The organism is Okeania sp. (assembly GCF_035285525.1).
Lineage (GTDB): Bacteria > Cyanobacteriota > Cyanobacteriia > Cyanobacteriales > Microcoleaceae > Trichodesmium.
Genome location: NZ_JAYKGW010000138.1, coordinates 1 through 22,863, shown reverse-complemented (window position 1 = coordinate 22,863; position 22,863 = coordinate 1). Strand labels below are relative to the sequence as shown.

General features: G+C 36.3%; 13 protein-coding genes and 1 pseudogene. 11 read left to right on the top strand and 3 right to left on the bottom strand.

What is annotated here, in order from left to right:
* The first annotated feature begins 302 nt into the window (after positions 1-302).
* The 3 genes from VKJ25_RS13110 (at position 303) to VKJ25_RS13100 (ending at position 6,589) form a co-directional block, all read left to right on the top strand.
* The gene (locus VKJ25_RS13110) at positions 303-551 is read left to right on the top strand and encodes a hypothetical protein (protein WP_324237072.1); all 249 of its coding nucleotides are present in this window, start codon (positions 303-305) and stop codon (positions 549-551) included.
* 765 nt (positions 552-1,316) lie between these two features.
* Complete coding sequence (gene ppc / locus VKJ25_RS13105) at positions 1,317-4,382, top strand: phosphoenolpyruvate carboxylase (RefSeq protein WP_375340331.1); 3,066 nt, start codon at positions 1,317-1,319, stop codon at positions 4,380-4,382.
* Between the two features lie 1,574 nt (positions 4,383-5,956).
* A complete protein-coding gene (locus VKJ25_RS13100; RefSeq protein ID WP_324237070.1) occupies positions 5,957-6,589 on the top strand; it encodes a PEP-CTERM sorting domain-containing protein in 633 nt (210 codons plus the stop codon).
* 564 nt (positions 6,590-7,153) lie between these two features.
* Here the strand turns inward: VKJ25_RS13100 and VKJ25_RS13095 are convergent.
* Positions 7,154-8,566, bottom strand: a complete 1,413-nt coding sequence (locus VKJ25_RS13095; RefSeq protein WP_324237069.1) for a (Fe-S)-binding protein — start codon at positions 8,564-8,566, stop codon at positions 7,154-7,156.
* A 536-nt stretch (positions 8,567-9,102) separates the two neighbouring features.
* Here VKJ25_RS13095 and VKJ25_RS13090 point away from each other — a divergent pair.
* A pseudogene (locus tag VKJ25_RS13090) lies at positions 9,103-9,423 on the top strand (CHRD domain-containing protein); the annotation flags it as partial.
* A gap of 57 nt (positions 9,424-9,480) precedes the next feature.
* Positions 9,481-10,971, top strand: coding sequence for a CHRD domain-containing protein (locus tag VKJ25_RS13085; protein WP_324237085.1), 1,491 nt, complete (start codon positions 9,481-9,483; stop codon positions 10,969-10,971).
* Positions 10,972-11,739: 768 nt separating this feature from the next.
* Here the strand turns inward: VKJ25_RS13085 and cruG are convergent.
* The gene (cruG, locus tag VKJ25_RS13080) at positions 11,740-12,918 is read right to left on the bottom strand and encodes a 2'-O-glycosyltransferase CruG (protein ID WP_324237068.1); all 1,179 of its coding nucleotides are present in this window, start codon (positions 12,916-12,918) and stop codon (positions 11,740-11,742) included.
* A 604-nt stretch (positions 12,919-13,522) separates the two neighbouring features.
* Positions 13,523-14,461 (bottom strand): gamma-carotene 1'-hydroxylase CruF, encoded by a 939-nt coding sequence (cruF, locus tag VKJ25_RS13075; RefSeq protein WP_324237084.1) that lies wholly within the window; start codon positions 14,459-14,461, stop codon positions 13,523-13,525.
* Between the two features lie 115 nt (positions 14,462-14,576).
* Here cruF and VKJ25_RS13070 point away from each other — a divergent pair, with 115 nt between their 5' ends.
* The 6 genes from VKJ25_RS13070 to mltG all read left to right on the top strand — a co-directional run bounded on the left by VKJ25_RS13070 (position 14,577) and on the right by mltG (position 22,406).
* A complete protein-coding gene (locus VKJ25_RS13070) occupies positions 14,577-14,843 on the top strand; it encodes a hypothetical protein (RefSeq protein ID WP_324237067.1) in 267 nt (88 codons plus the stop codon).
* 860 nt (positions 14,844-15,703) lie between these two features.
* Positions 15,704-16,882 carry a F420-0:Gamma-glutamyl ligase gene (locus VKJ25_RS13065; RefSeq protein ID WP_324237066.1) on the top strand — a complete coding sequence of 393 codons (1,179 nt, stop codon included), beginning with the start codon at positions 15,704-15,706 and terminating at the stop codon, positions 16,880-16,882.
* A 690-nt stretch (positions 16,883-17,572) separates the two neighbouring features.
* Positions 17,573-18,850 carry a GNAT family N-acetyltransferase gene (locus VKJ25_RS13060; protein WP_324237065.1) on the top strand — a complete coding sequence of 426 codons (1,278 nt, stop codon included), beginning with the start codon at positions 17,573-17,575 and terminating at the stop codon, positions 18,848-18,850.
* A 503-nt stretch (positions 18,851-19,353) separates the two neighbouring features.
* Positions 19,354-19,788, top strand: a complete 435-nt coding sequence (gene ruvX / locus VKJ25_RS13055) for a Holliday junction resolvase RuvX (RefSeq protein WP_324237064.1) — start codon at positions 19,354-19,356, stop codon at positions 19,786-19,788.
* Positions 19,789-20,606: 818 nt separating this feature from the next.
* Positions 20,607-21,179 carry a DUF3727 domain-containing protein gene (locus VKJ25_RS13050; protein WP_324237063.1) on the top strand — a complete coding sequence of 191 codons (573 nt, stop codon included), beginning with the start codon at positions 20,607-20,609 and terminating at the stop codon, positions 21,177-21,179.
* Between the two features lie 138 nt (positions 21,180-21,317).
* Positions 21,318-22,406 (top strand): endolytic transglycosylase MltG, encoded by a 1,089-nt coding sequence (mltG, locus tag VKJ25_RS13045; protein ID WP_324237062.1) that lies wholly within the window; start codon positions 21,318-21,320, stop codon positions 22,404-22,406.
* Positions 22,407-22,863 lie beyond the last annotated feature (457 nt).

The following is a 22,863-nucleotide window of genomic DNA, read 5'->3' as shown; positions in this document are numbered from 1 at the left end:
TCTCGTTAGTTTGGGAGACTCCCTTGACTGGCTTAACTATATCATTGGTATTTGGGAATGTAGCGTACCCATAGAGATCAAGAAAACCTTTTGCTTAAATCAGTGGCATATTATTAAAAATAATAGAGCCATAATTATACTATAAAATATATACAAATTAGCATTACTTGCTAAAAAAATTGTTTCGCAAAGAAACCCAGTTTCTAGGCTAAATCATTGTTTTGAGCAAGAAACATTTAGGAGAAACTGGGTTTCTGGGTTCTGCTGCGTAAGTCCTGTATCAAAAAAATAAGGTAATACAAATGCAATCTTTTCGAGAAAATTCCCCTGAAAATCCTACATTTACCACTCCTAGTTGGAAAATTGATTCAGATATTGTCCTGAGTTTGGCCACTGGTCCGGTTTTATTGGGTCTGTTGGCTAATAAAGCTGTTAATGAGTCATTATTAGAAATTGGACTATACAGTGAAGAAATATTTCGGGGCGATCGCCTACCAATGCTGAATTTTCCCCAAAATTCATCTGATAAGTCTTCATTAGATAATGAATAATTGCCTCTTCCTAGAACCCAGAAACCCGCCCCACCCAGAAACCCGGTTTCTACTATTTCCGCCCCACCCAGAAACCTGGTTTCTTGTAGACTAGAACTCAGAAACCAGGTTTCTTGTAAATTAGAACTCAGAAACCCGGTTTCTTGTAGAAACCGGGTTTCTTTATAGACTAGAACTCAGAAACCAGGTTTCTTGTAGAAATCGGGTTTCTTGTAGACTAGAACCCAGAAGCCGGGTTTCTTTAGCCAAAACTCCTCCTATTTCTAAGGTGATGTGGTAAATTTTTGAACAGTACAAAAAAACTAGTGGTAGTGCATTGTAATACTCGTACATTGTCATAATTTTTGTGACGAGAACAGTGGGAGTATCTTGCCCCGGTTTTGGGAGCATCTTGCCCCTGTTTTCGACATTCTTTTTTCTTGTGTACCATTACTATGTAGGACTGTATCAAATTTAACCCTTCTCCCTCTATGCTTTATAAACATCTTTCTTAACATAAAACTTAGACATTATAGAGAAGTTATGAGCTTGCCATTTAATGGTTATTGCGGGAGAGTAAAAGTATTTAACTAGAGGCTTTTCTCCCCCCACCTCCCCATCTCCCCACCCCCATCAACAGGGTTTCAGAAGTGTTTATAAGGGATAGCTTTGAAAGGGGGGTTAAGAAAAGCAGCATTTATTTAAACAAAAACAGTATCAAAAATTACATTTATTTTTGATGTTATCAGTTATACGGGAACAGATAATATGAATACAAAACAGACAATGTTAGAATCAGGGTTCAAAAATGCCGAAATGACAATTTCGGATCAATTTTTACGTCATAGAATCAAAGTAGTTGAAGATTTGTGGGAGTCAGTGCTCAAGCAAGAATGTGGCCAAGAGTTGGTAGATGTACTTCAGAAAATGCGCTCCATTCATTCTCCAGAAGGACAAGCTTCGGAATTTATTGGTTCAGAAATTGAACAATTAATTAGAAAACTAGAACTCCAAGATGCAATTCGAGCTGCCAGAGCTTTTGCTCTATATTTTCAGCTAATCAATATTGTAGAACAACATTATGAACAAAGAAGTCAAGAACTAGCTTACTCTCACAACAAAAATTCACGAAAACTAATCTATAAAAACGATGTAGTTAAGAATGGTGAGACCTGTGAGTTGGCAGTTGGAAGTATACCTATATGGAATGATAATAGAACTCAACCAGAAGGAGAGGGTACATTTCATTACCTATTTCCTCTGCTAGAAACTCTCAATGTACCAGCTCAGTTAATTCAAAGATTAATTGATAACTTAGACATCCGTTTGGTTTTTACAGCGCACCCTACAGAAATTGTACGTCGGACAATTAGAACTAAACAGCGACGTATTGCCAAAATTCTCCAGGAGCTAGATATGGTAGATGAAAGCTTTGAGAAACCAGAGGTAAATGGAAAAGAAGAGAAGAACTTGATTCCATCTTGGGAAATAGAGTCTCTCAAAAAACAATTAACAGAAGAAATTCTTTTGTGGTGGCGGACAGATGAACTACACCAATTTAAACCTACGGTACTAGATGAGGTAGAAACTACTCTTCATTATTTTAATGAAGTTTTGTTTGATGCTACTCCTCACCTATATCGTAGGTTTAAGCAAGCGTTACATAATTCTTTCCCTTATCTAAAACCACCAAGTAACAATTTTTGTAAGTTTGGTTCCTGGGTGGGAGCTGATCGTGATGGCAACCCTTTTTGCACCCCACAGGTTACTTGGGAAACTGCTTGCTATCAACGTCAGATGGCATTAGATAAATATATTGATGCTGTTGATCGCCTCAAAGAACTTTTGAGTTTGTCTTTGCATTGGAGTGATATATTACCAGAATTGCTGGACTCTTTAGACCGCGACCATCTACAAATGTCAGAAGTATATGACCAATGGGCAATTCGCTATCGTCAAGAACCTTATCGGTTGAAGTTGTCTTATGTGCAAAAACGTCTAGAAAATACTCGTGATCGCAACTGGCGTTTATATAATGGCGATCAATTTCAAAGAGAAAAAGAACTTCTATCGAAAGGTAGAGAAAAAGCAGATGTTTATTATACTGCTGCAGACTTTCTAGCAGAGTTGCAACTCATTGAGCGCAACCTGAAAGAAACTGGTTTAAACTGTAGTGAATTAGAAAATATTATTTGTCAGGTAGAAATCTTTGGTTTTACTTTAGCGCGACTTGATATTCGTCAGGAATCTTCTGTACATGAGGCTGTAATTCAGGAAGTGACTGAATACTTAGAAATTTTGCCTAAATCTTATATGGAAATGTCGGAAGCAGAGCGTGTTGAGTGGTTGTCAAAAGAGTTACTTACCCGTCGCCCCCTAATTCCTACAGAGTTACATTTTTCTGAGAGAACCGGTGAAATTATTGACACTTTCCGAATGCTGCGACAACTGCAAATAGAGTTTGGTAAAGAAATTTGCCAAACCTACATTATCAGTATGAGTCGTGATGTCAGCGATATGTTGGAAGTCTTGTTATTAGCTCAAGAAGCAGGACTTTACGATCCCGCAACTGGTGCAAGTGATCTTTTGGTAGTTCCTCTGTTTGAGACAGTAGAAGATTTGAGAAATGCTCCCAGGGTAATGGATGATTTATTTAAGTTGCCTCTATATCGAGCAGCGCTTGCTGGTGGATACGATAAATTGCCAGAAGAGTCGAACCCAGCATTGAAATCAGAATTAGAAACTCCTTATCTGCAAGAGGTAATGTTGGGTTATTCAGACAGTAATAAAGATTCTGGTTTCTTGAGTAGTAACTGGGAAATTCATAAAGCTCAAAAAGCTTTACATAAAATAGGTATGCAGTATGGCATTGCTTTACGGATATTTCATGGTCGTGGTGGTTCTGTAGGACGCGGTGGCGGTCCTGCTTATAAAGCTATTTTAGCTCAACCGGGTAAAAGTATTAGTGGGCGAATTAAAATTACGGAACAAGGCGAGGTACTTGCTTCTAAATATTCTCTGCCTCAGTTAGCAATGTTTAACTTAGAAAATGTTACTACTGCAGTAATTCAAGCTAGTTTACTCCATACAGGGTTTGATGAAATTCCAGAATGGAATGACATAATGGAAGAGTTGGCAGTGCGATCGCGTAGCCATTATCGACATCTTATTTATGAACAAGAAGATTTAGTCGAATTTTTCTATCAAGTTACACCAGTTAAGGAAATTAGTCAACTGCAAATTAGTTCCCGTCCAGCTCGGCGAAAGAATGATAAAAAGAAGACAATTTCTGGTTTACGAGCAATTCCTTGGGTGTTTAGCTGGACTCAAAGTCGCTTCCTTTTGCCTGCTTGGTATGGAGTGGGAACTGCTTTACAAGAGTTTGTGGAACAAAAGCCAGAAGAACATCTGAAACTTTTGCAATACTTTTATATTAAGTGGCCTTTCTTCGGTACTGTGATTTCTAAGGTAGAGATGACTTTAGCAAAAGTGGATTTGGAAATTGCTCATTATTATGTGCGGGAATTATCTAAACCAGAAGATTTAGAAAGGTTTGAGCAGTTGTTTGAGCAAATTGCTACTGAATATCGTTTAACACGGGATTTAGTGTTACAAATTTCTGGTCATCAGCGACCTTTAGATGAATATCCTAATCTACAGCGTTCTGTGCAGTTAAGAAATGGAACTATTATTCCTCTGGGTATGTTGCAGGTAGCTTTACTGAAACGCTTGCGCGAGCAAGATATGGGTACGCCTGGTGTAATTCATTCTCGTTATAGTAAGAGTGAGCTATTGCGTGGTGCGTTGTTAACTCTCAATGGTATTGCTGCTGGTATGCGGAATACAGGTTGATGAATAATTGATAATGGATAATTGATACAACGCTTTTTGTGGTTATTAGGTCAGGACTTACGCAACTGCAACGTATTTTCGTCCGATACGACAACAGGAAGCAATCTCAAACCCCTGTTTTTCGTACCTCATGGCTTTAGTCCTAGAGGTACATCCATTGCGGGCAAGATGCCCGGACTACAATACTTTCATCATTTATCTTTTACCTCTTTTGTCCTAAATATCCTGTAATTACAGCAATGCATGAGGATGGTGAGGTACACTTAAATATTTTTGTAACAAAGCCTTCGTTTGCTGTAACAACCTGGAAAGTTGTGTTACCAGAATTACTAAACAGAAAATAAAATTTTGTACCTCACGCGTCTCCGAAACTGCTGTAATCATAGATCAGGATTTACGCAAAGCAACCAAGAAACCGGGTTTATTGCCATGAAATTTCTGTCAAGAAACCCGGTTTCTGCGTAAGTCGTGATTGATATAGTAATCCTAAATAGGTTGTAAGATTTATAAATGCGGGGTTTGGTTTCTAAGTCTCTTGGCGCTTTGATTTGGAGACAAAACCCCTACACTTTTTTCTCACAATATAGACATCACCAGAAAAGAGGTCTGGGGGCAATAGGCAATGGGCAATAGTCAGAAAGAATTGATAAATTTCTGTACGATAATTGATTTGATTTGGGATTTTTGGAGATGTCTAATGATTTCATTATGACTTATACCCACACTTCCCATACTCCCCATTCCCCCTCCCACATCCTCTCCAACTATATAATAACTGTTCAACCGAATTTGATATCAGATAGATAATTTCTTGGCTTTGGTGAAGAGGGAAGTTAGAGGTATAAAAGATCATAACAATAACTGTATTTCATATACTGTGGACATGACTACTAGAAGGGAGAGAAAAATAACCCCTTTTCTGAGGTTTATGAAGATTCGGTAAAGTTGACCTAGATCCTCTAGACAAACCCATTGAATTTCTGTAATAATAATAAGTGGATTTACATAAAGGGTTTATCTAAAAGTCATCTATCTGAACTTCTCTTCTAAGGAAAAACTCGTATAAGACTATCCAGAGGTAATTATAGACTATTTTTAACTACCCGTTACTAGGGAAAATAGCTATGAGGCTTACCAGTGGAGCGTTATGAGCTATTCTTGCTATGTACTATAGTGTTATATGACGATGGCTATTCATAAGTCAAAACATATTTTTTGTGGCTATTATGGACACAATAGTTAGGGTGGTTGAAAGCATTGCTATACAAGCTTTCCCTTGAAAGCATAGTACATTTGTACGGGGGTGTGTAACTTTCTACGAAAATCGGCAGAAAAGGTTATTTTCAGAATTCCCTAGATTTCGTAAGTTAGGAAAAGCTGCATACAGCATTTTCCAAGGATTTGACAGCACTTTTTGTTGTCCTTGAGGTTGATTGCGAGCATATTGCCCGCACTACAATGTTTTAAGTATTTATCCTGTAAATCATTGACTCGAAATCTGTTGTATTAACTTTCTAATGTTGATCAACAGTATCACTCATCTACCAAACGCCAAAATTAGGAGAAATACTTCGATGAAAATAGCAAAAAAATCACTGATAACTGTGGTTGTAACTGCTAGTGTTGCTTTATTCGCAGGAATAGCAGAAGCTGCAACAATTAAATTTAAGACTATAGGAGGAGACTCTGGAAGTAATGCAGCTCGTAGAGACAACTTTTTTCGGGTTATCTTTGAAGAAGGTCCTGAAAACGTATATATTGATCAATTGATTCTAGATTTATCAGCAGATCCAGATGCTTCATTTAACTTTAGCCGTCCAAGGAGAGCTCCTCAAGTTGGTAACAATAGTGATGTTACTGATGCTGAGTTTAGTTACTCCCTTGATGGACAACAGCTATTAACACTTGATTTTGCAGATGGAGCATTTACTACAGGGGAGACATTAATGTTTGGAATGAATACAAACAATGTTGGTCCTGGTTTTTTTGATCCTGGTGGTGATTTTGGTCTTGCAGGCGTTACTTTTGATGTAACATTAAGCAATGGTACTTTTGGTACAGGAACTTTTGAAAGACAATCTCGTCGCAGGTCTGTAGCAGTTGCAAATATTCTCGATCCGGAACCTGTTCCTGAATCTTCTACAGTTTTAGGTTTATTTGCAATCTTGGGTATGAGTGGTTTTTCTCTCAAACGTTTAAATCAATAAAGTTTATCTAAAAAAAAAGAGCGATCGCTATATTTACAGCACTTTCTGTTGCCCATGAGTTAGACTCTTGGAGGCAAGATGCCGGCAATACACTGTTTTCACCATTTACTCTGTAAATCATTTGCCCAAAATCTGCTGTACATAAACTGGTATTAGACTTGATAATATACGCTACTTTTTTTGATTCGGAAAAAACAAGGCAATCACTTTCGTGATCGTTAATTAGGGTTTGCTGATTCAATTTCAAAGTATTGACAAATATAGGTTTTAGCCTTTTGATTTCAAAAAAAATTCTTGGTTTTTAGCTGTTATAGCTTCAAAATGGTTAGGATTTACGCACGCCCAACGTATTTCTGTCATTACTCGCGAGGTGCATTTGCGAAGCAGTCCGTCAGGATAGCAATCTCAAATGACCAAAACTGGTTGATTATGCGTAAGTCCTGATGGTAAAGTTTTAATCTTGACTATCAGAAAATTTAGTCGTAGACATATAGTCTAAACTGTTCCCTTCTTTAACTGACAGACTTTCATAAGCAAACCCTAATCAGACTAAATTAGCATCTACTATTTTCTCTGTAATTTCACTCCACGAATAGAGTAATCTAATAATTCTATTGGGTGCATTAAAGTCATTTTTTTACCTTGCAACTCTAAATGCTTTTTAATTTGTAAAGAACATCCAGGATTAGCGGAAGCAATTAATTCTGCACCTGTATTTAATAAGTTTTCGGCTTTTTGTTGCCCTAACTCATCAGCTATTTCTGGTTGCAACATATTATAAACTCCAGCACTTCCACAACACAAACTTGCATCCATTGGTTCGCGCAATTTCACTCCAGGAATTTGTTGTAATAATTTTCTGGGTTCCAAACTAATTTTTTGACCGTGCAATAAATGGCAAGCATCTTGATAAACTATATTCAATTCTTCACCTTCAATTAAAGGATAAAGTTTAGCTGTTAATTCCACATTTGCTAAAAATTCTTGCACATCTTTAACCTTATCAGAAAATTCTTTTGCTTTCTCAGAATATTCAGAATCATCTTGAAGAATATTGTCATATTCTTTCAAAGTATGACCGCAACCAGCAGCATTAATAATAACTGCATCAACTCCAGTATTAGCAAAACTATCTATCATCTGTTTGGCTAAAGTATGAGCTTGTTCAGTTTGCCCTTGATGTTCTGGCAAAGCAGCACAACAACCTTGACTTTTAGGAATAATAACTTCACAACCATTGGCGGTTAAAACTCGAATTGTTGCCATATTAACGGGGGAGAAAAATATTCTTTGCACACAACCTAATATTAAACCAACTCGATAACGTTTTTTTCCTTCAGCAGGAATAATTGTCGGATAATTATTCTCGAAAGCATCAACAGTAATTTCTGGCAAAATAGATTCCATTGCTGCTAATCTAGGAGAAATTTTTTCCAGTAATTTACTACCACGAATAAGTTTATTAATTCCTAATTTTTGATAAAGGAATAGAGGGATAATTAAGGGTCGTAATCTATTGGGATAAGGAAACAAATTAAAGATGAGATTACGAATTAATTTATCAGGTAATGAACGGGGAGTATTTCGTTCTACTTGGGGACGAGTTGCAGCGATTAATTTATCATATTTAACAGTAGATGGGCAAATAGTTACACAGGCAAGACAACCTAAGCAAGTATCAAAATGTTCAGCAGTTGTTTGATTTAAAACTGCTTCTCCTTTATTAATAGCATCCATAGCATAAATTCTACCCCTGGGAGAATCCATTTCTTTCCCTATTACTCGATAACTAGGACAAGTAGATAAACAAAATCCACAGTGAACGCAGGCGTCAATTAATTCTTGTTTTGGTGGATTTTGAAAGTCAAAATTAGAGTTATTTGCTAAAGAGTTTAAATGGAAATTTTGTTGTAAAAAGTTGCTATCTTTAGCTGGAATTTTGGGATTATTTTGGGTATTTATGTCTTTGGTTTGCATATTTTTATCTTAAATAATTTTCAATCAAATAATTTTAAGCATTCAGCAGTCATCCATCACCTATTGCTTTATAGTGAGCGATAAAAGCTTTATTAAATTGATCTAGAAAAACTTGACTATAAAAGTCAGTTCTAAAGTCTTTTTTTATTTAAACTTATCCTTAAACATAGGGTCTTATTGCTAATAGCTGAATGCTTACAAATAATTGACAGATAATATTATACATTAATTTCTCTATTAATCAATAATTAAAGTAGGATATAATTTAAAGTAATTATTGATGACATAAAGTCATACTCAAGAGTTAAATAAAAAAAATGGGTAAATTAAAAACTTAACATTCTGTGAAAGAACCTGACTGTATAACTTACCAATACTAACTTAACTTTATATGACTTTAAATTGTAACTTGAAACTATTTTAAAGTATGGTAGGCTTATTCTATAAAATTTCAGAGGCTTATAATGGCAACTTATTTATTTGATGACTTCTTTGGACTTTCTGTACCAATGGCTGAAAATTAGGAAGTTCCACCTGTAACAGACAGTCCGGCCATGGGCTCTTTCGATGTATTTTTACCAGGAAATATATTACTAATAGATGGCACTTTTGAGCAACTATCAAGCCCTCTATTTCCTGTAGGAGACCCAGACTCAGAGGGAAACCCTCAAAGTCCGATTCATGTTCATCAAGCGGTAGCAGGTGAAACAGGACCTATTGTTCGCAACTTCAATGTAGATGATACTACAGGTACATTTAATGGTGCTTTTACTCTCACAGATGCAGAAGCATTAGTAGGAGAAGAATACGGGTTCTATGTAAACCTCCACACAGAAGATAACCAAAGTGGAGAATTACGAGGACAGGTAGTTTTGGCAGACGATCAGGAGATAGCATTTGGCCTGGGGTTGCCGATGTCAGAGCTTTTTGAAGTACCCCCAATAGCAGATACTCCTGCTGAAGGGATAGCAAATGCGATTCTGAATGGTAACAACCTAACAATACAAGGAACTTTTTCAGAATTATCCAGCGATTTACTTCCGGTGGGAGATGCAGACTCAGAAGGAAATCCTCAAAGTCCTATTCATCTGCATCAAGGATTAGCTAATTCTGGTGGTGGAATTATTCGTAACTTCACTGTCATTGATAATGGTGATAGCTCAGGTGGCTTTTTTGGAGAGTTTACTCTAAGTGATGATGAAGTAGTCGCTGCGGAGTCAGGTAATCTTTATATTAACCTGCACACAGATAATAATCCAAGTGGTGAGTTGCGTACCCAAGTTCTCCTCAATGAGACCTCAACAGACGATACTCTAGTAACATTCTTACCAATCTCAGAATCTCAAGAAGTTGACCCAGTAGTAGATACTGCCGCTGAAGGAGACTTTTATGCTGTTCTCTCTGGGAATAATCTGAATATATCTGGGGATTTTTCTAATCTAACTAGTGATTTATTAAATGTCGGTGCTCCAGACTCAGAGGGAAATCCTCAAAGTTCAATTCACGTTCATGTGGGTGAACTTGGTGAAGGTGGTCCTATCTTACGCAACTTAACTGTAGTTGACAATGGTGATAACAGTGGTTTATTCTCTGGTAATTTTACTCTGGATGATACTGAAGTTGAGGCCGTACAGTTAGGAGGCGCTTATATTAACCTGCACACAGAAGATAATGGAAGTGGTGAGTTGCGCGGACAGGTAGTGTTGGAGAATTTGGATACTGTCATTCCGACTGAGGATGTGGTTTATAACGGAGACAGCCGCGATAACAATATTGATGCAGGTTTTGGTAACGATATAGTCAGAGGTTTTGATGGAAACGATCGCTTAAATGGACTCGCAGGAAATGATCGTGTCATTGGTGATGATGGTAACGACACTTTGATTGGTGCAAGGGGAAATGATACTCTATTCGGTCAAAATGGTAATGATGTTTTACAAGGTCGTCCAGGAGCAGATATCTTGCTTGGTGGAAGCGGTAATGATACTCTCAGCGGTGGTCAAGGTCGCGATCGCCTGAATGGTGGTCCGGGAGACGATGTATTGACTGGTGGAGCAAGTAGAGACAAATTTATTTTTAACACTAATGAAGAATTTGATTCTGAGGCTTTAGGTACAGATACAATCACTGATTTTAATAGCGGGCAAGATAGAATTTTACTTGATTTGGATACTTTTACCGAATTAGATAGTTCTGCTGGTATTGGTTTAGTTGAAGATGATTTTGCAATTGTCTCCAGTGAGGGTGATGCTGCAACTTCCGCAGCAGAGATTGTTTATGATTCTGCTAGTGGAACTTTGTATTATAATGCCAACGGTACTGATGGTGGTTTTGGTATTGGAGGTGAGTTTGCTATTTTAGATGGTAGTCCAGATTTAGTAGCTAATGATTTTCAAGTTAGGTAAAAATTTAACTAGCTATTAGCTTTTTTATATAGCTCTGAGTTTACAGCGGTTTTCATTTTAGTAAACCACAGTAGGGACGTTGCATAAGGGCGTCCCTACAATATTTTGGTTATGGTGATGTGGTTTATCAAGAAAGAAAAGCGCTGTAAATCTTGAGTTCACTAACGCACCGAAATATTTGGGATCAACGGTGCGTTACATTTCATTTTCATGTCACGCAGTAAAACGCACCCTACAAAAAAGGGATTTGGAAACTAAACCTCTACAGTATTTAATTGTATCAATATCAGGACTTACGCAAATATACTATATCTGGAGTTTTGGTGCGTTATGAAGTGCGCTAACACACCCTACTGGACTTTTTCATCTAAAATGCTGCAATAGGTAGGGGCGGGTTTCTCAGGAAATTTTCATCTCTTTCTAGGATTTACATAAACCCGCCCCTGAGAGGGTGGCTTACATCACTGGAGGCGGGTTTATCTAGTTTACTAGGAAAGCTCGTTAACTTACTTGTAAAACCCGCCCCTACGGTCTAGTGCACCATTTTAGATGAAACAATGCACTACCAGTAGCGTTCATGCGTAAGTCCTAAATATTTTATGAGGTACAAAGTTAGCGATCGCTAACTTTGTACTTAATCGAATATCTCCAAACTATTGCGCAATAGTTTAATAAAAGCAATTATTAATTATTTATTGTTGGTAAAAAATTTAATTTAGATGAGGGTTTAGAGAGCAAACCCCTACACTAATTATTCATTATTCATTATTAGTTTCCTTCATAAACTCTACCGCGCCACTTTGTCGGAGTTTTCATAGCAGATAAAAATATCCGTAAAACTGCCAAAGGATCTGCTAAAGGAGATAATAAAAATAACCAACGTCCTTCAGCTTTACTAAAGTCATAAGATGGAGCAATACCTAATAACAAAGCAAATCTAATTAATAATAAAAATAAATTCAAACCAAATAACAAAAATTGGCTAGATAGAGAAATAGAAATAGGCAAACCAAAAAACAAATAACCCAATACTATCAATAAAGGTAAACCCTGAGTTGCCGATAACAACCAAAGATCGCTCCAAACTTGAATAGCAGGAGAAGCATCCTTCAAGTCAAGCGATCGCCCCCACTCTCGCCAAGTTTCCCACATTCCCTCATACATTCTAACCTGCAAAACTTCTGCTCCATCCAGAAACCCGACCTTAAACCCCTCAGCAGCAATATTTCTCGCCAGAGTTACATCATCACAAAAAGAACTTTTAGCACTAATATAACCCTCCATTTTAGACAACACCGAACGACGACAGAAAAAACATTGACCATTAGCCATAACCCGTTCCGGTGTTTGCGCCCCCGTACCCGTCGGTCCAAATCTATAAACTAATGTTATCAACAAAGCAGGTTGTAGCCAGAGTTCTCCTGGATACTTCAGGATAAACCGTGGCGACAGAGAAATCAAATCGTATTTTTCAGCTTCAGCCTTTTTTATCAAACTAGCTACTAACCCTGGCTCTGGTTGAGTATCCGCATCTATTCCCAGAAACCATTCACTTTTTGGAGAACTTGCTAAAAAACCTGTATGTAGAGCATAAGGACGACCTACCCACCCAGAGGGTAAAGGGTCATCTGTGATTAAGCGAAATCTTGGGTCTTTTTTTGCTTGCTTCTTAACTAGATATTGAGTATCGTCTACTGAGCTACTATCAACTACTATTATTTCTCGGACTTCATAACTTTGTCTACTCAAACCCATTAAACAAGGAGTAATACGTTCTGCTTCATTCAGAGTTGGCACTACTATTGTTACTTTACCTATTGATTCTCCTGTAGGGGAGTCAGGTTTTAATGGCGGTTGGCGAGTCGGACCTTTGATGAGACGTGATAATAAGATAGCTGTTGCTGGTAGTTGCAACATTAGGATGACAAAAAAAAAGACTTCTAGCATGGTTTTTTAGGAAGAAAGAAGGAAGAAGGAAGAAGGAAGAAGTAAGGTTTGCGCAGCATTCGATAGGGATAGGAATCTAAGGGGTTTCAACTGCTTGAAAATTTTGTTACATACTGACGTTTATTTTTGTCAACCTACTTATTTAGGGCTTGCGTATGGAAATATAAAAGTGTTTGCTGGTAAAGATTTTAGCCTTTGCAGATACTAATAAAGTACCAGCTTTTGGGTGGTTCGAGTTCAAAAATCTAGGATTTTGAGCATTTCGAGGGGTAGAAAATAAAGAGAAAATTCTTCTGGCTACTTCTTCTATGATTCCCATTCACATACGGATTCTGGACTCACCGATTCTGGCTTATCCACACTACTAAAAGACTGAAGAAGCGCAAACCCTAATTAGAGCTTGCTGATTAAACCTCAAAATCTTTACCGAAAAATCAAGGTATAAAGTCTATTCATTCATAGAGGAAAGCTTCTCCCAGGGTAGGATGCCAAGCAGATATCGGCATCCCTCGACGAAGAAAAGAAAAAAATTCTTTTTAGCTGATCCTTTTCTTTAGATAAGAAGAGGTAATTATTAATTATTAATTATTAATTATTAATAACCCTATTTAAGAGCCATTTCTACATCCGTTGTAGCTACTTTGAGGTCATCGTCAGTCACCATATTTTCTGGATAAATATTCATCTGGTTTGATTTATTAGCTTCAGATATCCACCAAAAAATAATCGCTGGAACTACTCCCAATAAAATACTCAAACCAACAGGTAATAAAAACCTATTATCCAGTGCAACTATAGTAATTGTTGCCCCAAAAGCAAAATTAACTAAATAAGTTATTAGTGGCAAGTTTAACTCTTGACGGGATAATAAAATAGTTTTCTTACCCCAAAGTAAAGCAGCTACAGTTATATATGTAGCACCCGTACCTACCCACCCAACTAGATTGCGGTAAGGCATACCAAAGAAAGAGCCTTCTTCTTGAAATTCCCAAAATGGAAATGGCGCTTGACTCATAGCCGGATCAAGAACTAAATCCCAAGCTGTCAGAAGTATTGCTCCTGTGGCGATCGCTCCTAAATGACGTATCCAAGAACTAGAACTATTAATTTTTAAACCACAACGAGCTAGTAAATAACAAACAAATCCCATATAAAACCAAGATAAAGGAATGGTAAAGGGTACGAGACCTGCTACTTTGTACCCTAATCCATAGAGATAAGCATAATCCCCAAAAGGAAATCCTGTGCTAGTCCCTAATAGTTCGCTACTTAAAGATATAAATACAGAAGGTAGCATAAAAGCTAAAGTTGTACCTATTCCTAAATTTCTAATTCCATATATAGCAACTGCTAATGCTCCGAAGATAATGAAAGTTGCTCCTCCACCTGCCATGCTCCACTGGAAAACTGTTTGTCCCAGAGGAGGCAAGTTGGCAATAATTTCCGGATTTGGTAGAACTATTAACAGACCTGCTAGGCCAAAAACTGTTGATAAGATATGTGCAAGTAATAGATAGTGTTCAGCAATTGTAAGTTGTTTCATATTAAGTCCTATTTTTGAGGTCATTTCAGTTATCAGTTATCGGTTATCAGTTATCAGTTATCAGTACCCTCTAGTTCAGCTCTATGCTTTACAAACATCTTTCTTAACATAAAACTTGACAAAAGATAGAAGTTATGTAGTTACCATTCAATGGGTATTCCGGGAAGGAATAGTAGTTAAGCTAGAGGTTGGAAATACTGAAGTTGACTTTCTTTATGGCCTTAAAATAGAGGCTATTGACTTTATTTCTGAGTCAAAAGTTACTGATTTTTTGCTTTTATGTGTTTGGGAAAATAGTTCAAATCTACTTTTGTACATCAACAGTAGAAATTTGGGACTAATTTTTGCCTCCAACCAATTCCACAAAATACTATCTATATAGTTTACGAATCTTTACAAAAAAAGCACCATAATAGAATAATATATTTTTGTTGTTTATGTTTTTGAATTTTGTTTTCTTATTCCAGCAAGATTAAAGGATAGTTTTTATCATATTTTATAGTATATGTCAATGAAAAAGTTGAATAAAATCTTTTTGTTGAGGTAGGGAGTAGGGAATAGTTAAGAGTTATGCTTGCGTAGTATAACCCAGTCAAGAAAAAAGTCATTAGTTGACCTTGACTAATTGCTTTATGCTTTCAAAAGCTAAATGCTGAATACTTAGGGTTGGGGCTTCTTCAGTCTTTTTTAAGGGTAGGGACGTTGCATAAGGGCGTCCCTAGGGGAGTAGAAGAGCAGGAAAGTAATTTTTTTTGCTTAACTGTTGCTTAAAATGGTAACTTTTTGATTTTTCGGGAACCGTGTATTTAAGAACTGAAAACCAGGTACTTTTTCCAGATATAAAAAGGCCAATACCTTGATCTGTAAAAACTTTAAGAATGTAAACATTCAGCCATTAGCTCTCAGCTCTCAGCTTTTTAATAAATGAAATGTACCTTGATAGACTATTAAAATTAGCTGATGGACTTTTACCCAGACTTTGTAATTATTTGAAAATTTCTAAATTGTTTTTTTCTCCTTTAAAGGTAATGAAACTGATAGCTGATGGCTGACTGCTGAATGCTCACTTGAGATTTAATCAGCAACCTACTTAAAATAAACAGGACTTACGCAAAGAAACCCGGTTTCTACAGTAAATCATTGTTTTTGACAATAAATATCCACCCTCGTACCGGGTTTCTGGATTCCCGTGGCTTGAGTCCTGATAAACTTAATTAAAATAATATTTAGTGAGGAGATTAAATGATGATTATAGAAATTTTAACCACAGGAATTATTATTTTAGCCATACTTATAATTTTAAGCTGGTTAGCATTAGAATTACAATATCGAAATCGTCCAGGAAATGCCTTAGAGCTAACCACAGGAAATTGGAACTTAGCAGTTACAGAACCAGAAAAATATCTTTTAGTAGGTGAAATGGAATTATGCAACCGTACCAAAAAGTTAGAAATTATGGTGCCAGAAATACAGGCAGAAGTAACACTATTATCTAGTGAAAGTTTAGCAGGAGTAAATTATAAAACTCAAATCATTCCCTTGCATGAAGATGCTCCAGCTAGAGCCGATAATTATTGGTTTGCCTATATAGTAAAAGTAAGAAAAAAGACAAGACTAAAAATAGTAATTGATATTCAAGGCAATAACTTAGAGGAACTAAAATCAGCTTGGGTTAAAGTGTGTTATGTCACTTATGGTCCTGGTGGTCGAATCCCCAAAGTGCGACATATTGTAGTTCCCCTGAAATTTCCTAACCCCAATGCTACACCAAATCAACGAGAAACCAAAAATACCAAAGTATTTCCGATTCCGACTCACCTATTAACTCAACTAGACGATCCAATAGAAATCATCAAAAATTATGTACTTCCTCATTCTCAACCAGGAGATATAGTTACCATAGGAGAAACACCTCTAGCCTTAATTCAAGGCCGTTTTCGTCACCCCACAGATGTTAACCCTGGATGGGTGGCCAAACGTATTTGTTACTTCTTTTTGCCCACCTCAAGTTTGGCCACAGCTTGTGGAATGCAAACTCTAGTGGATGTTGTTGGACCAATAAGAGTATTAATGGCTTTTATTGGAGGTTCCATCGCTAAAATATTAGGAAAACCTGGAATGTTCTATCAACTTGCTGGAGAACAAGCCAGACTAATAGATGATGTGACTGGAACACTACCACCTTATGACCAATTTATAGTTTTAGGTCCAGAAAATCCTCAGCAAGTAGTTGAGGAAATACGAAAAGCAACAGGTCTGGGAGCAGCAATAGTAGATGTTAATGACTTAAAAGCAGTTAAAATATTAGCAGCAACTTCTGATGTATCCCACCCTTTACTAGAGGAGGCTTTGAGAAGTAATCCAGCGGGAAATGCTGATGAGCAAACCCCTATAGTTTTGATTAGGCCATTGTTATCCTAAGACAACTGGGAAGGCAATTAATAATTAATAATTAAGTAGCTTGACAGTGCAAAGTTCTAGGAATAAATATTGCTAGCTAAGGGTTTCAGCTACCTAAAGGTGAGAAACTTTCTATCCAGGACTAATAGGTGTTGTAAGTCTTTTCCAGTAATACTTTCAGTCAGATAAGCAAATTATTCTTGAAAAGAACTTTGTACTCTCCAGTTAATAATTAATAATTAATCCCCAGAGGTTTAAAGCTTCTTGTTTATTTTTAGGAGAGAAAAGAAATAGTATTTCCCCACTTGGTTGAATCATCTTGATTTTCACCAAGAGTTAATTATCCATTATCCATCTTTCAGGGGATGAAAAAAATATTCTATTTAGTATTTCCATCCTCTAGTTTTCCTATGGAATACTACCTCTTGCAGAGGAGCTACGCTAACACAAACAACTAAAGGTACTGATAACTGTTAACTGAAATGACTTAAAGGAGTAGCAACAAAATAGACTACCAGCTAATCTACAGAGTAGAGATTGCTACTCTCTCTCTACCAGAAGGCTTCGCCTACAGCTAAGTTAACTCCCGCTAATTAAGCTTGAGCCTAATATTATCCCCTCGCTGCGGACAAGCACAGTCTTTTTTATTTACTAATAATCGGTACTTTATTAAGTTGCAAATCCCTAAGAATCCCAAAACCAAAAAAAATTATGCAACCTTTTATTCCCCAAAAGCAAAGCCAGGTGCAGATACGTCCTCTAGAGTATCGTGACCTAGAAACTATCAAAAAGCTATGTTGGGAAGCACCAGAAGTCCAACACAACCATCGAGATGTTACATTCAATATTTCTCCCATTAACCTAAGTGAGAAATTAGCAGAAATTAATCGTTGGTATTGGCCACTTAAATTGTTGAGCCTTTTCCCTAATCCCTGCAAATATTTGTTAACTTCATACATTGCCGAAGTAGATGGACAAGTTAAAGGAGTAATTCAAATTTGTCCCACAAATCGCACTCGCAGCAGTTGGCGGGTAGAAAGAATATTTATTGAAGCAGGAGGAAATACCAGAGCAATAGGTTCTCAACTGCTTCGATACTGCTTTGAAAAAATTTGGGAGGCACGGACATGGTTATTAGAAGTTAATGTAAATGATAAAGATACTATGGCACTGTACCGCCAAAATGGTTTTCAGCCATTGGCTCAAATTACTTACTGGACAATTACTTCCCAACAGTTACAAGATTTAGCCCAAACACAGCCAAATTTACCTAATTTACTACCTATTAGTAATGCTGATGCTCAGTTGCTCTATCAATTAGATACAGCATCAATGCCACCTTCAGTGCGTCAAGTATTTGACCGCGATGTTGAAGATTTTCAAACAAGTTTTATTAGTGGTTTGATTGAAGGAGTTAAACAATGGGTTAATCATACTGAGTTAGTGAGTGGGTATGTGTTTGAATCTCAACGCAAGGCGGCAATAGGTTACTTCCAAGTACAATTATGTCGTGATGGTACACAACCACATATAGCTGAGTTAACTGTACATCCCGCTTATACTTGGTTATACCCAGAGTTATTATCACAAATGGCAACATTGGCTCAAGATTTTCCGCCTCAATCTTTGCAACTTGCTTCTGTTGATTATCAACCTGAACGTGAAGCATATTTAGAACGAATAAATGCTCAACAAATTGAACATACTTTGTTGATGTCTCGTTCTGTTTGGCATAAAGTTAGAGAATCTAAGTCAGCTATTTATGACCTCCAATTTTCAGAATTTCTTCAAAGTTTACAACCAGTTAGAAAGCCTGCTCCTAGTCGTAGTTCTTGGTTGAAAATTATGAAAAATAAACATCAAATTCAGATTAATTCCCAATCAAGCAAGAATGATAATTCTGGTGGGGAAGGAAAAAATAAAAAGGTAAATTCTGTCTCTAAGTTTATATCTCCTAATTCCCAAAATGGGGATGATAAAAAAGTCTAAAGATGAGATGGTTTTTTGATGTAAGCATTCAGTTATTAGTAGTCATGTCTTCCTGTGGAATGCGATCGCATTGAGCAATAATATTAAAACTTGAAGGAGAATATTGAATTTCTGAATGCTTATGTTTTTATTGTGTAATTATAGAAATTTTCATAATCAGTAAGGTAAAAAATAATTGTTTGGTTTTAAGAAGTATAAAAGAAGAAAAACAAATCTATAATAGTTTGAGAAATATTATAGCAATCCTCAATTCAATTGATTGTGAAAAATAAAAAAGTAAATCAAAACCTGCGGAACTCTTACTTGTTCCCTGTTGCCCTAAAAGCAAAGAAATTTTAGATACAACAGATTCCATTTTCCTGAAGTAAACCCACGGGAGGTTTGCGGTTCGTACAGAGAAGGTTTAATGATTAAAGTTGTACTTCATATACTTTCCTTCTGCCTTCTGCCTTCCTGACTATATTACACTATAAAATTGATAGATAAATTAACTCTAATTGCTAATGGCTCAATCTCGAATTTCAGCACTAGGTTTGGATGTCGGAAGAAAACGTATGGGAATTGCCGGATGTGATGGTACAGGTTTAATTGCTACTGGTATTACTACTATCAAACGTACCTCTTTTCAGCAGGATATAGCTCAACTGCAAATTATTATTGAAGACCGTCAAGTACAAGTTCTGGTAGTTGGTTTGCCCTATACAATGAATGGTTCTATTGGTTTCCAAGCCAAACAAATACAAAAATATGCTCAAAGGTTGTCAAAAGCTCTCGAATTACCGATAGAATATGTTGATGAACGTTTGACTTCAATTCAAGCTGAAGAAATGTTGAAGGCTGCTAATATTTCTCCTTCTCAAAATAAGGGTTTAATTGATAGAAAAGCTGCTGCTTTAATTTTGCAGCAATGGCTTGATGAAAGGAGAGAAAATGGATAATTAATAATTAATAATTAATGACTTTTCCCTAGCTCAACAAAAAAGACGTTGTATAAGGAAACCCTAATTGATAGTTTAGGTAATGAAATTGATGGGATTTTTTACTATTGGAAATATTGAATAATCATAAAATTTTTATAAGCAGATATTACCAATTTTTATCATAAAAAAGTCGGTAGAAATAAGGTAATCTTCCAATGTGTAAATTATATTCACTCAGGAAGTATAAAACATAGAAAAAAAGGTTTTGCAGAAATTTTATTTGTAATTAGAAATATTGATGGTTTGACAACTTTTTACTTTTTTATGTTTATTACCCTAATTAGTTATTGTCTGTCATTATCACAAAATTTAGGATAATTCAACCTTAAATTTACTTAATTTTTTTCAAGTTCTGACAGCGAACAGCTAATAACTGTTTGGGTCTCATTCTCCAGAAAATAGGTAAGCGTTCAGCTATTAGTTATTAATTATAGCAATGTTTTTCAGGAGGAATTAGTCTCCAAGAAGTAAAACATAAATAAAAAGATGATCAGCTAATCTTAGTAAGTTCTGTATGTTTAAAAGCTAATAGCTGTTGGCACAGCATGACCTAGGAAATGCTTACGTTTATAAGTCTTAATAAATCTTATAACCGATAGTTAATTGTTAATTTTGGTCGAAAAAGATGTATGATATGCAAAGTGTAATTCCGAAAACTTTTGAGTGTTGAAATACTCATAAAGTTTTTCTAGGTGTTTTTAGAGCTATTGCTCAAGCAATATGGCTTCCAAACTACCGATTTTTTGAAAATGAACAAGTAATCAAAATACCTAAAAATGTTTTCATCCCCAGAACCACAAGAAAATGGACAATCTCAAGAAACCTATATCACCCTAACTGATGAGGCTGAACGAACCCTATGTTGTACCATAGAGTATTCTCTAGAGTTAAATAATCAAGAGTATGTAATGTTATTACCATTAGACTTACCTGTAGAAATATTTACTTGGGGGTCAGAAGATATGGAACAAGCAAATATTCCAGTGGATGATGAATCAGAAATTGATAAAATTTTTGATACTGCTAAAGTTGTCCTGGAAGAACAAAACCTGATCCTGCAAAGAACAGCAATAACATTAACTGTTACTGGAGAGTTACCAGAATGGGATGAAGATGAACTAGATGAAGTAGATGAAAATGATGAAGAAAGTGAATATTATGAAGAACTAGCAACTTTTTTGTATGAAGATAAAAAATACGCTATATATACACCATTAGATCCATTTTTAATTCCAGCTCGTAAAAGCGATCATGGGAAATTAGAATTACTTTCTGAAGAAGAGTTTAAAGAAATTCAGCCAATGGTTCAAGTAATGCTAGAAGATCAATTGTTTGATGATATGGAATAAACCTTTTGTAGTTTGTAAATTAAGTCATTTAGCTAAAGATTTAAGACCTAGTAATATTCTAGAATAGTCCAATTCATAATTCTTAGAGTAGACTTGCTCGAAGTAATTTTTTTTGCCAAAAAATATTAACTTAATCAAATGAAAAAAAGTATTGAACTAATTTCTAATCGTGCCTTGTATTACTTAGCTATCTTACCTATAACCTGTGGTATTTTTGCTTGGCAAGGTTGGAGTTGGTGGAGTTGGGTAAGTGGACCTGTAGTTTCAGTCACATCATCTACTGAATCTCCGGAAGCAAATATTGTTACCATCAAAATTCCTATAGGTACTTATGGGCAACAAATAGGGGAGAAGTTAGAAACTGCTGGTATAATTCGCTCTTCAACAGCTTGGAATTTATGGGTTAAATGGCTAAGCTTACAAAATCCTGACCTGGAATTTAAAGCTGGTACTTATAATTTATCACTCACCGAACCACTTAGTGTCATAGCAGATAAAATTTTAGACGGAGAGGTAGTTAAACAAAGCTACGTCATTCGTGAAGGATGGTCAATCGCACAAATGGCAGAGTATCTGGAAACTGAAGGTTTTTTCCCTGCTGCTGATTTTATTGCTGCTACCAAAAATATTCCTTACAATAAGTTTCCCTGGTTGCCAGAAAATATACCTCATCTAGAAGGTTATCTATTCCCAGATACTTATAAAATAGCGCCAGAGAACACTACTCCAGAAGCTATTGTTAATCAAATGCTAGGACAGTTTGAAAAAATAGCTCTCCCAGTATATCAGAAAAATTCCCAGAATACAAAAAAATTGAGTTTCCATGAGTGGGTGACTCTGGCAAGTATTGTGGAAAAGGAAGCTGTAGTTGCAGAAGAACGTGGTTTAATTTCAGGTGTTTTTAATAATCGTTTGGAGCAAGGTATGAGGTTGGCAGCAGATCCAACAGTTGAATATGGACTTGGTATCCGTCAAACCAAAGATAAGCCTCTTACTTATCGTCAGGTTGAAACACCTTCTCCTTATAATACTTATATGAATACTGGTTTGCCACCAACTGCTATTGCTAGTCCAGGTTTAGCTAGTTTAGAAGCAACTCTTAATCCAGAAGATACAGAATATTTGTATTTTATGGCTCGCTATGATGGTACTCATATTTTTAGTCGTACCGCAGCAGAACATGATGCTGCTATTGCTGAGGTAGAGAGAAAGTTATCATCTCAGTAAGTTGCAATATTAGGGGCGATTCGTGAAATCTTGTAGAGGCGGGTTTGAGCATAGATTTCCTTGCTTACTCTCAAACTGATGTAAACTCACCCTCATAGAAGGTGTTAGCTGTATCAGTCTAGTTGGTTATATCATATCATTGGAGGGTGGGTTTATCTAATTTCTAGATGAGTTGTTAATTTAACTGAGAAACCCGCCCCTACTTGCGTTATATCATAATCATTGGGGGGTGGGTTTATCTAATTTCTAGATGAGTTGTTAATTTAACTGAGAAACCCTCCTCTACTTGCGTTATATCATAATCATTGGGGGGTGGGTTTATCTAATTTCTAGATGAGTTGTTAATTTAACAGAGAAACCCGCCCCTACTTGCGTTATATCATATCATTGGAGGGTGGGTTTATCTAATTTCTAGATGAGTTGTTAATTTAACTGAGAAACCCTCCTCTACTTGCGT